The sequence below is a fragment of the Pseudoalteromonas sp. MMG005 genome (genome assembly GCF_018101015.1).
GTDB lineage: Bacteria > Pseudomonadota > Gammaproteobacteria > Enterobacterales > Alteromonadaceae > Pseudoalteromonas > Pseudoalteromonas aurantia.
In genome coordinates this window covers 61,979-72,938 of record NZ_JAGJEK010000025.1, presented here as the reverse complement: position 1 = coordinate 72,938, position 10,960 = coordinate 61,979, and the positions used below count along the sequence as shown (strand labels likewise).

General features: G+C 41.7%; 7 protein-coding genes and 11 tRNA genes. 2 read left to right on the top strand and 16 right to left on the bottom strand.

The window, feature by feature from the left end; genetic code table 11:
• Positions 1-26: 26 nt before the first annotated feature.
• Positions 27-1,661: a hypothetical protein gene (locus J8M01_RS19110; RefSeq protein WP_211058974.1), complete on the top strand. Its 1,635-nt coding sequence runs from the start codon at positions 27-29 to the stop codon at positions 1,659-1,661.
• 55 nt (positions 1,662-1,716) lie between these two features.
• On the opposite strand, the gene lnt is transcribed toward J8M01_RS19110, so the two are convergent.
• The 5 genes from lnt to miaB are packed head-to-tail and all read right to left on the bottom strand — an operon-like array spanning position 1,717 to position 7,164.
• Positions 1,717-3,294, bottom strand: a complete 1,578-nt coding sequence (gene lnt, locus J8M01_RS19105) for an apolipoprotein N-acyltransferase (protein ID WP_211058973.1) — start codon at positions 3,292-3,294, stop codon at positions 1,717-1,719.
• A complete protein-coding gene (gene corC / locus J8M01_RS19100) occupies positions 3,272-4,150 on the bottom strand; it encodes a CNNM family magnesium/cobalt transport protein CorC (protein WP_192508215.1) in 879 nt (292 codons plus the stop codon). Before corC ends, lnt begins: the two co-directional genes overlap by 23 nt.
• A gap of 21 nt (positions 4,151-4,171) precedes the next feature.
• Positions 4,172-4,630, bottom strand: a complete 459-nt coding sequence (gene ybeY, locus J8M01_RS19095) for an rRNA maturation RNase YbeY (protein WP_211058972.1) — start codon at positions 4,628-4,630, stop codon at positions 4,172-4,174.
• 8 nt (positions 4,631-4,638) lie between these two features.
• On the bottom strand, positions 4,639-5,676 hold the full coding sequence (locus J8M01_RS19090) for a PhoH family protein (RefSeq protein WP_211058971.1): 1,038 nt from the start codon (positions 5,674-5,676) through the stop codon (positions 4,639-4,641).
• A gap of 54 nt (positions 5,677-5,730) precedes the next feature.
• Positions 5,731-7,164: a tRNA (N6-isopentenyl adenosine(37)-C2)-methylthiotransferase MiaB gene (gene miaB, locus J8M01_RS19085; protein ID WP_211058970.1), complete on the bottom strand. Its 1,434-nt coding sequence runs from the start codon at positions 7,162-7,164 to the stop codon at positions 5,731-5,733.
• A gap of 253 nt (positions 7,165-7,417) precedes the next feature.
• Between miaB and J8M01_RS19080 the strand changes: the two genes are divergently transcribed.
• Positions 7,418-8,581, top strand: a complete 1,164-nt coding sequence (locus J8M01_RS19080; protein ID WP_211058969.1) for an FAD-dependent oxidoreductase — start codon at positions 7,418-7,420, stop codon at positions 8,579-8,581.
• A gap of 190 nt (positions 8,582-8,771) precedes the next feature.
• On the opposite strand, the gene J8M01_RS19075 is transcribed toward J8M01_RS19080, so the two are convergent.
• From J8M01_RS19075 to J8M01_RS19025, 11 genes are all read right to left on the bottom strand, one after another.
• Positions 8,772-8,856: transfer RNA gene (locus J8M01_RS19075), tRNA-Leu, on the bottom strand.
• 61 nt (positions 8,857-8,917) lie between these two features.
• Positions 8,918-8,992, bottom strand: a tRNA-Gln gene (locus J8M01_RS19070).
• Between the two features lie 140 nt (positions 8,993-9,132).
• Positions 9,133-9,217 (bottom strand) — tRNA-Leu (locus tag J8M01_RS19065).
• A gap of 59 nt (positions 9,218-9,276) precedes the next feature.
• Positions 9,277-9,351, bottom strand: a tRNA-Gln gene (locus J8M01_RS19060).
• Positions 9,352-9,490: 139 nt separating this feature from the next.
• Positions 9,491-9,575 (bottom strand) — tRNA-Leu (locus tag J8M01_RS19055).
• 59 nt (positions 9,576-9,634) lie between these two features.
• Positions 9,635-9,709: transfer RNA gene (locus J8M01_RS19050), tRNA-Gln, on the bottom strand.
• 140 nt (positions 9,710-9,849) lie between these two features.
• Positions 9,850-9,934, bottom strand: a tRNA-Leu gene (locus J8M01_RS19045).
• Between the two features lie 16 nt (positions 9,935-9,950).
• Positions 9,951-10,027 (bottom strand) — tRNA-Met (locus J8M01_RS19040).
• Positions 10,028-10,029: 2 nt separating this feature from the next.
• Positions 10,030-10,104, bottom strand: a tRNA-Gln gene (locus J8M01_RS19035).
• 146 nt (positions 10,105-10,250) lie between these two features.
• Positions 10,251-10,335, bottom strand: a tRNA-Leu gene (locus J8M01_RS19030).
• 45 nt (positions 10,336-10,380) lie between these two features.
• Positions 10,381-10,457 (bottom strand) — tRNA-Met (locus J8M01_RS19025).
• Positions 10,458-10,960: the final 503 nt, after the last annotated feature.

Here is a 10,960-nt window from a genome sequence, read left to right as displayed (position 1 = left end):
AGTGAACTTAATGTGGAAGGAGTCCTATGATAAAGTTACAACTTAGAACAGCTGCAATCGCCCTCGGTGCAGCCTCAAGTATTTTCCTTTTTGGGTGCGGTTCGTCATCTGATAATGAACTCCCACAGCCTCCTGTAGCAGAGCTGCCCGATCCTGTAGTACCACCAACAGATCCTGTAGTGCCACCAACAGACCCTGTAGTGCCACCAACAGACCCTGTAGTGCCACCAGAGCCGGAACCGGTAGATCCGATGATTTCTTTACAGGCACTTAAAACTCAAAGTGAAGGTTATATTTCAGATAAAAAGCAATGGTTTAGTGATGAAGCGGTTGATTGTAATGTAGGTATCACTGAACAACATGAGCTGTGTACGGTTGAAAGCATATCTTTTTCTAATGGCAGCTTTGATGAAGTACGAACGGATAATAAGCAAACGATTATGGTATTGGATGCAGGGATGGAGTTTCAAGCTATTTTGCGTTATCGCAGTCGAATTAAAGCCTACCTTAAGTATGATGTGCAAAATAAGGCGTTTATTGAAAGCAACCCTAGTATTAAAGTGACTAAAGTGGGTCAACAGTTGATGTCACAACTAGATACCTTTACTTTTGAGGACCCTAATCAAAATGGTGCGATGGTTCCGGGCTTTATACCTGCTAAATGGTTAGAGGAGCTTGCGAAGGTTTATACAGAAAAGGTACCTAGTGACATCTTTGATCCCGATACCAATATGATATATGCGACACATGGCACTATGGTGCTAGGGTATTTGGCGGAGCATATTCCTAAAGCTGAATTTGTGTTAGTTGACACTGCGAGCTTTTTACCATTTCTGCAGCACAGTGATTTAATGTGCAATAAAGATAGCAATGCATTGCTGTCGTATATGCAAAGTGCAGCGGATTCTCTTAAAGCAAACGCGATTGATAAGTATGGTGTTAATTTTGTAAACTTCTCAGGCGGTTACACACAAGATCATGTAACGAATGCCTTTAATAATAAGTGTGAAGGTACGTTGCAAAGTGGTGAAGCAACCTCCTTATTATTGGCGGTTAAACCTGTATACGATGTGATGTTTAGCTCAACGGATGTGTTGGGTATTCAAGCTGGAATAAGAGGGGTTGATGAAGTGAGTAGCGTGTTAGATACGGTCGCTTATGATAACCGTGTCAGAGTCGCTTCTTACACAACAGTGGAGCAAGACTCCCCATTGGACAATGATGGAAAAGTTCAGTGGCGGGACGTTTTTAATAACTTTAAACAACACTTTGGTGGGCATGAGCATATAGACTTGTATATAAATTTTGGAATTAAAGGGTTTAACTCTGATGTGACCAATAGCACACCTAAAATGATATCTGATGTTTTTGGTATGCGTTATGCGTCAGAGTGGGAACTTCACTCCTCTTGGGCTGCGCCGGTAGCGACCGCTTATGCTGTGTATCAACAGAGTAAACTCATATCAGAAGATGAGCAGTGGCAATTTCAGCCGAGTGATATTATTCGGAATATGATCCCACTAGCATGTATGAAAAAAGATGATGATGTGGCGGATGTTTTGAACTTTATTCGAGATAACGGGGCATGTCGTATCCAAGATCCACTCAAATTTAAAGGAGATGAGTTAAACCGTCTTGGGTTCTTCTCTCTCCCTCAATAACTTTTAAGTCGAGAGGCTTTGGTGTAAAGCTCTCGACTGTGTTGTTTGATTCCTACTACAAAAAGTGTTGTTCTAACTTAGCGGCTACAAGCCGCTTTGCATTGACTAAAATCACACTGATTAACATACCAATCACAATCCACCACATTGGTGTTTGACCATGTTGGCTGAATGGGGAAATACCGCTAATGAGTTTAACATCTACTTTTAACACATCATCGGTAAATTGTGGCAAAGAGGTTTGAATTTTTGATATTGGGTCAAATACACCGGTAATTCCATTGTTGGTGACGCGTATTAATGGACGTTGTAGTTCTAGTGCGCGCATTCTCGCAATCTGCATATGCTGATGGGGTCCGTGGGAGTCGCCGAACCATGCATCATTACTGACAGTGAAGAGTAAATCAGACTCTTCTGTAAAATTGTCTCGCACTAATTCACTAAACGCGATTTCATAGCAAATAGCCGGTAGGATATTCAGCCCATTAGCAATAAGGTTTGTTTGTACGCGTTCACCACGGTTAAAGGATGACATTGCCAAATTAAATAAAGGGGCTAACGGTCGCAATAGCTCTTCAAAAGGAACAAACTCTCCAATAGGCAGTAATTGGTGTTTTTGATATCGGTTTGGGTGCAGGTATTGGTAATGCCCAGTTTGATCATCGTTATTCTTTTTACCTAATACTATAAGGGTGTTGTATACGGTTTTAGTGTTAAATTGGTAGTCAGGAATACCCGTAATAACCGCGGTATTATTAAAAGCCGCAGCTTTGTCTAGCCCTTCTAAAAAAGGGTATGCGATGTCTTCTATTTCAGGAATCGCAGCTTCAGGCCAAACTACTAAATCAGTGTTTTGCCAATGAACGCGCGTCATATCGCGATACTTTGACATAGTCGGCCAAAATTGTTCAGGCTCCCAACGCAGGCTTTGCTGAATATTACCTTGTACTAACAGCGTTGTAATAGTTTTGTGATTATACGAAGGTGATTGTACAAAGTGGCTAAGCAAAAATAGCAAGGAAACGGCGATTACAGTAAAGGTAGATAATAAATATTGCCGAGCAGTGACGAGCGCATATAAACAAGCGCCGAGCAATACGCACATTAGCGTTAAGCCCATTTCGCCAATAAGGGGGGCAAGGCGATTAAACGGGCTGTCTGTTAATGTGTAGCCAAAGCTGAGCCATGGAAAACCAGTTAGTAGCTTGCCCCTAAAAAATTCGAAAATAGCAAAACCACTAATGAGTAAAAATACGCGTTGCCATGGTGCTCGGCTAAACTTATGTGCACATAAAAACGCAAGTGTTGGAAACAATGCTAAATATCCACACAATAGCGCCATAAGTAATAGTGAAACTGGCAAGGGTAGCCCACCAAACTGTGAAATAGAGACATGCACCCAGCTTATCCCTGCGGTAAACCAGCCAAAGCTAAAAATAAAACCATATTTAGCTGCTTGTTTTGAGTATTGAACGTCAGTGCAATAACAGGCAATAGCTATGGCTACAAAAACGAGAGGCCAGAGGTTAAATGGCGCATAAGCAAAGGTCAGCGATAGGCCTGCAAAGAATGCAAGCCATGCGCGTAAATCTTTAGAAAGGGTAACGAGTTTATTCAGTTTCTTGTTCAACATGCTCGGTCTTGGGTACGCTGACCTGTAGTTGAATAATACGACGATTGTCAGAATTAGTGACTTTAAATTGCAAGCCGTCTATATCAATTGTTTCACCCCTACTTGGCATATGGCCAAAAGCATGGAGAATAATCCCGCCAATCGTATCAGCTTCTTGAGTATCATAACCCGTTTTGAAGAACTCATTAAATTCATCAAGGGGTGTTAGCGCTTGCACCATATATACATGCTTTGATAATTGACGAATATCTTGTTGTTCTTCGTCATCATCATGCTCATCTTCGATTTCGCCAACAATAATTTCAAGAATATCTTCGATAGTAACTAAGCCTGATACACCACCGTATTCATCAATAACTATGGCCATATGATAGCGCTTTTGACGGAACTCATTGAGTAACGTGTCAACGCGTTTACTCTCGGGTACGACAATCGCTGGGCGCAAATATTCTCGAATACCAGGTAAGGCTGCATCTTTATTTAAGATCAGAGGTAATAAATCTTTAGCCAGCAATATACCTTCTACATGATCTTTATCTTCACAGATCACAGGAAAGCGTGAGTGCGATGATTCAACCATACTAGGTAATTGCTGCTCTAACGACTCATCTACATCGAGCGTGATCATTTGTGAGCGCGGGATCATGATATCGCGAACTTTTAGTTCTGAGACACCTAATACACCTTCCATCATATCTTTTGTTTCAGGATCGATTAAATCACGTTCCTGAGCATCAGCTATGACTTCTACCAACTCTTCTTTGTTTTGGGGTTCCCCTTGCAGCATCTGAGTGATGCGTCCCAACCAGGTTTTGCTAGAAGAACCCTGGCTACTATGCGAGTTATCGTCGCTCATTACTATGTCTTACTCCATCGTTTAAATATCATCGCGATAGGGGTCTGAAATCCCTATCTCGGCTAGAAATTCTTTTTCAAGGCTTTCCATTTCTATCGCGTCTTGTTCATTTATATGGTCAAACCCTAATAAATGCAAGCACCCGTGGATCACCATGTGTGCAAAATGTTCGTGGAAAGGCTTTTCTTGTTCAATAGATTCACGCTTAACCACTTGAGGGCAAATAATTAAATCGCCAATAAGTGGTAATTCTATACCAGGAGGAGCTTCAAAAGGAAACGATAATACATTCGTTGGTTTATCTTTACCTCGGTATTGGCTATTGAGCTCTTGGCTTTGTGTTTCGTCAGCGATTAAAATGGTTAACTCTGGGCTCTCGTGATAAGGCAGTAGTGCCTTACTCGCCCAAAGTTCAAACTGCTCGTGAGAGGGTAAATTCTCGAACTCACAGGCAATTTGTAAATCTAATTCAATGCTCATAGTAACTCTTAGTCCGACTTTGCTGCGTTATGACGCGCTAATTCTTTTGCGGCTTTTTCTTTACGCTCAGCTTCTTCTTTTTTCTCATAGGCTTCGACAATACGAGCGACCACAGGGTGCCTAACAACATCGTGGGATTTGAAAAAGTTAAATGATATTTCGTCAACATCACCCAATACGTCGATTGCATGACGTAGTCCTGAACGCGCACCTCTGGGTAAATCTATTTGTGTAATATCACCTGTGATCACCGCCTTGGAATTAAAGCCAATGCGGGTTAAGAACATTTTCATTTGCTCTGCAGTGGTATTTTGACTCTCGTCCAAAATAATAAATGCATCGTTAAGTGTTCGACCACGCATATAGGCTAAAGGCGCAACTTCAATGACATTTTTTTCAATTAAGCGTTCGACCTTTTCAAAACCGAGCATTTCAAACAAGGCATCGTAAAGAGGGCGTAGATATGGGTCTATTTTTTGTGTTAAATCACCAGGCAAAAAGCCAAGCTTTTCACCTGCTTCAACCGCAGGGCGTGTTAATAAGATACGACGAATTTCTTGGCGTTCTAATGCATCAACGGCTGCGGCCACAGCCAAATAGGTTTTACCGGTACCAGCAGGGCCAACACCAAAACAAATGTCGTGCATTAAGATATTAGCAACATACTGACTTTGGTTTTGATTACGAGGCTTAATGACACCACGGCGGGTTTTTATGTAAACTTCTTTATCCCAAGCGTTTGGTGTATCTTGCTCTAAACACTTTGACTCAGTAATTGCTAAATGAACATTGTCAGGTTCAATCTCTTTGATTTCACCGCGAACAGGGGCGGTATCAACATAGAGTGTCTTTAAAATATCCATCGCGGCTTTAATTTGCACCGCTTGGCCCGTGACTTTGAACCAATTGTCACGGTGAGTAACCTCTACACCGATACGGCGTTCTATTTGTTTTACATTCTCGTCGAAAGGACCGCACAAAGAAGAGAGGCGTGCGTTGTCTGATGGCTCTAAATAAAACTCAATATTTTTTGTTGGACTACTCAAAATTGCTTCCTGTAATAATTACGCCAGCATATGCTGGCGTAATTTAAATTAGCGTTATGGCGTAAAAGTCGCTACACCAAGCTCATCAGCTTCTGGTTCAGCAGGCGCACGATTCAAAATAGATGACGGTGCTACCTCTTTACGCAAGTTCATTTCAGCCTCGGTACGAATTAAATCACCACGTAATGAGTTTGGTAGTGCCTCTGTAATACGTACATCAACAAACTGACCGATCACTGAGTGCGGGCCTTCAAAGTTTACTACGCGATTATTTTCAGTACGACCACGTAACTCCATTGGGTTTTTCTTTGATGGGCCTTCAACTAAAATACGTTGCTCAGTATCAAACATTTTACGACTAATGTCTTGTGACATTTGGTTGATACGGTTTTGCAAAATGTAAAGACGCTCTTTTTTCTCTTGCTCTGTGACATCATCAGGCAAGTCAGCTGCAGGCGTGCCGGGGCGTGCTGAGTAGATAAAGCTGAAGCTCATATCGAAGCCAATGCTGTTGATTAGGTTCATTGTTGCTTCAAAGTCTGCGGTAGATTCGCCTGGGAAGCCAATGATGAAGTCAGACGACATACTCAAGTTAGGGCGCACTTTACGTAATTTACGAATTGTTGATTTGTACTCGAGTGCAGTATGACCACGTTTCATTAAGTTCAATACACGGTCTGAACCGCTTTGTACGGGCAAGTGTAAGTGATCAACTAGCTCTGGTACGTCTTCGTATGCGTCGATAATGTCAGGCGTAAACTCAACAGGATGAGATGTGGTATAGCGAATACGGTCAATACCATCAATGGCTGCCACATAACGCAGAAGATCTGAGAAATAACAGATTTCACCATCGTGTGTTTCACCACGATAAGCGTTTACGTTTTGCCCAAGTAGATTTACTTCACGCACGTTTTGCTCTGCTAGCTGAGCCACTTCCAGTAAGACGTCATCTAACGGACGGCTCACTTCTTCACCACGTGTGTATGGTACAACACAGAAAGTACAATATTTAGAACAGCCTTCCATAATCGAAACAAATGCAGAAGGGCCCTCAGCTTTAGGCTCAGGTAAGCGGTCAAATTTTTCGATTTCAGGGAAAGAAATGTCAACTACAGAGCCTTGCTTAGTTTGTACTTGTTTGATCATTTCAGGTAATCGGTGCAATGTTTGCGGACCGAAAACGATATCAACAAAGGGTGCACGCTTACGAATTGTTTCACCTTCTTGTGAGGCAACACAGCCACCGACACCAATAACCAAGTCAGGGTTATCATCTTTTAGTAGTTTCCAACGACCCAACTGATGAAATACTTTCTCTTGTGCCTTTTCACGAATTGAACAGGTATTGAGTAAGATGACATCCGCTTGCTCGGCTTCTTCGGTATATTGATAGCCATTAGTGGCATCTAGCAGATCTGCCATTTTCTGGGAGTCATATTCATTCATCTGACAACCCCAGGTTTTAATATGCAATTTTTTACTCATTGAAATATTGCCTCGTATTCAATTCGGACTTCAGCACATAGCGCGCAATTTGACGTTTGCAAAGCGATCAGTGTTTCGTAACCACAAAGCTTAAAGGACGCGTATTTTATATGACCTAGCGTAACTAGCCAAGTATAGTTTTTAACTTTAGAAACTGGGATCAAACATAAGCGTATTTCCTGCATTACAAACGGACAAAACTGCGTAAGTTACGATACAATTTAAAGGCATTCATTTGATTAAGGCAAAAGGCATGAAAAACAAGGTGGTGATTGTTGGTGGCGGCATGGTTGGCGCAGCTGCAGCGGTAAAACTAGCAATGCAAGGTGCAGATGTGACTGTTTTAGAACATCAGCTCATAACTCCTGAAAATGTGCTTAGTAGCGATAAGGTTGATATTCGCATCTCTGCCATTAATCGTTTCTCAGAAGCGTTACTCGATGAACTCGGGGCCATGCCGGTATTGCGTCAGAGTAGGATTGCGCTTTATCAACAACTTGAAGCATATGAACAACCCTCAAATCGACTCCTATTTGATTGTGCTGATATGGCAGAGAGTCACTTAGGTCACTTAATTGAAAATAGTTTAGTACAAGCTAGTTTATGGCATCAATTCGAAAAGTGGGGTATTCGCGTCGAGCAAGTAACCAGTCAGCCAACAGAGATTGAGTATGGTGTAGAGGATGTGGTTTTGCATTATGCTGATAAGAGTTACGCCGCTGACTTATTAATTGCGGCCGATGGCGGGCGCTCTCAAGTACGTCAATTAGCCGATATAGGGACTACGGGTTGGCAGTATCAACAAAGTTGTATGGGAATATTAATAAAGTTAGATGCTGAGCAACAAATAAAAACATGGCAACAATTCAAGCCATCAGGCCCCATTGCGTTTTTACCTATGCAAGCACCTTATGCAAATTTAATATGGTATCAAGACAGTGATACATTGGCGACACTATCAAAGATGAACAACACGCAACTTAAAGCGCAAATTGAAGCGTATTTCTTTGAGTTACCGGGTGACTTCAGTGTCTGTGAAAAAGCGGTGTTTCCGCTTACTCGCCAACATGCTAATAGTTACAGTAAAGGACGAGTGGTGCTAATCGGTGATGCAGCGCATACAATTAATCCATTGGCAGGGCAGGGAGTTAACTTAGGGTTTAAAGATGTCGCCGCGTTAGCTGATTGTTTGGCGGAACAGCCTGATTTAGGTGCGTTTACTTTATTAAAAGCTTATGAAAAAGCACGACGAAAAGATAATTTAGCAATGATGAGCATGATGGATGCCTGTTACTTTGGCTTTTCTAATGAGTTAGCACCTTTGAAATTATTGCGAAACAGCGCTTTAAAACTGGCAAATAATGCTGGGCCTTTGAAGAAACAAGTATTGAGGCACGCAATGGGTGGTGTTTTTTAACGTTGCTTTCGTAAAAATATGTCGAATGAATCAATAACGGGCTTTGGCCCGTTTTTATTGGGCAAGGAATAAGAATACCAGGTAAGCAAACTGTGTCGGTAAAAAGAAAATAAAGATTACAAGACTGAATGTGTAAGAAAGTAAAAAATATTAATATGTTTGGAAGAATTTAATTTTCATAAATATAAAATGGTGCGGAGGGAGAGACTTGAACTCTCACACCCTAAGATACTGGAACCTAAATCCAGCGCGTCTACCAATTCCGCCACCCCCGCAGGTGAGTAGTTAAGCTACTAGCTATGGGATTGTAATACACTTTCATCAATGATGAGAAAGTGGCTGGAATACCAGGATTTGAACCTGGGAATGGCAGGATCAAAACCTGCTGCCTTACCGCTTGGCGATATTCCAACAATAATTACTTTCAATTCAATCGTTGAACCAGTGAATTTAATCTGGGGAAGAATAGAGAGTATCAAAACCTCTGTTTCTGTCCTTACCGCTTGGCGATATTCCAACAATAATTACTTTCTGATTTTACATCTAAAAGATGGTGCGGAGGGAGAGACTTGAACTCTCACACCCTAAGATACTGGAACCTAAATCCAGCGCGTCTACCAATTCCGCCACCCCCGCAGGGTTTGTAGTTAAGCTACAAGCTTTAATTATATAAACACTTTCATTGGTAGAGAAAGTGGCTGGAATACCAGGATTTGAACCTGGGAATGGCAGGATCAAAACCTGCTGCCTTACCGCTTGGCGATATTCCAACAATAATTACTTTCAATTCAATCGTTGAACCAGTGATTTGAGTCTGGGGACGAGAAGAAGTAGCAAAACCTCTGTTTCAGTCCTTACCGCTTAGCGATATTCCAACAATAATTACTTTCTGGTTTTACATCTAAAAGATGGTGCGGAGGGAGAGACTTGAACTCTCACACCCTAAGATACTGGAACCTAAATCCAGCGCGTCTACCAATTCCGCCACCCCCGCAGGGTTTGTAGTTAAGCTACAAGCTTTAATTATATAAACACTTTCATTGGTAGAGAAAGTGGCTGGAATACCAGGATTTGAACCTGGGAATGGCAGGATCAAAACCTGCTGCCTTACCGCTTGGCGATATTCCAACAATAATTACTTTCAATTCAAACGTTGAACCAGTGAATATAATCTGGGGAAGAATAGAGGAAATCAAAACCTCTGTTTCTGTCCTTACCGCTTGGCGATATTCCAACAATTAGCTTTCTAATTTTACATCTAATAAAGATGGTGCGGAGGGAGAGACTTGAACTCTCACACCCTAAGATACTGGAACCTAAATCCAGCGCGTCTACCAATTCCGCCACCCCCGCACAGAGGGTAAGTAAATGGTGGCTATGCCCTGATTTGAACAGGGGACCCCATCATTATGAGTGATGTGCTCTAACCAGCTGAGCTACATAGCCATTGGCTGGAATACCAGGATTTGAACCTGGGAATGGCAGGATCAAAACCTGCTGCCTTACCGCTTGGCGATATTCCAACAATCATTACTTTCAATTCAAACGTCGAACCAGTGAATTGAATCTGGGGAAGAATAGAGAGTATCAAAACCTCTGTTTCTTTCCTTACCGCTTGGCGATATTCCAACAATTACTTAGTTGATAAGTTTACTTCTTATCTAGAAGTTGGTGCGGAGGGAGAGACTTGAACTCTCACACCCTAAGATACTGGAACCTAAATCCAGCGCGTCTACCAATTCCGCCACCCCCGCATAAAGCGTCAGCAATTTATAATGAGATTTTGGTAGTAAAAAGATTGGTGGCTATGCCCTGATTTGAACAGGGGACCCCATCATTATGAGTGATGTGCTCTAACCAGCTGAGCTACATAGCCATGTCTTTTTTATATCTCACCGTTGCTGGTGCGGGGCGTATTATGCTGATATGGTCTAAAGTCGTCAACACCTTTTTTGCAAAAAATTGCTGCCAGTGGTTTGTTTGCAGATTAAATAAACGAATTAGCCCAATAAACACAAGTGACAGAAGAGATTTTATACAAAAAGTGTATGCGTATCTATATTTGGCAGAAAAATTCTGTGGTGGCTGTTTACAAGGAAAGTCATCAATATCGGTGTATTGGTAAAATAATGTACTGAAAGTCTCTGACCAGCGTAAAGTGATGATTAGGTTTATGTGAGCGTTGACTGTCTTTTATAAGCCTTTATAACAAATTTCGGTATGCGCTTTACCATGTATCGTGTGTTTGGTCACTATAACGGTCTAAATAAGCAATTAGCTGTGTTAAAAACAGTGCATATTGAAAACTTGATGCGATTAAGAAGAAGTTGTCGTGTTACTGCAGATGATAGTTTAGCAGTGTGGTGTTGCTGTATCGCG

What these genes read in the sequence shown, in the direction of transcription:
- lnt (WP_211058973.1), bottom strand. Translation starts at nt 3,294, where the DNA reads ATGTTGAACAAGAAACTGAATAAACTCGTTACCCTTTCTAAAGATTTA.
- ybeY (WP_211058972.1), bottom strand. Translation starts at nt 4,630, where the DNA reads ATGAGCATTGAATTAGATTTACAAATTGCCTGTGAGTTCGAGAATTTA.
- J8M01_RS19080 (WP_211058969.1), top strand. Translation starts at nt 7,418, where the DNA reads ATGAAAAACAAGGTGGTGATTGTTGGTGGCGGCATGGTTGGCGCAGCT.
- J8M01_RS19110 (WP_211058974.1), top strand. Translation starts at nt 27, where the DNA reads ATGATAAAGTTACAACTTAGAACAGCTGCAATCGCCCTCGGTGCAGCC.
- miaB (WP_211058970.1), bottom strand. Translation starts at nt 7,164, where the DNA reads ATGAGTAAAAAATTGCATATTAAAACCTGGGGTTGTCAGATGAATGAA.
- corC (WP_192508215.1), bottom strand. Translation starts at nt 4,150, where the DNA reads ATGAGCGACGATAACTCGCATAGTAGCCAGGGTTCTTCTAGCAAAACC.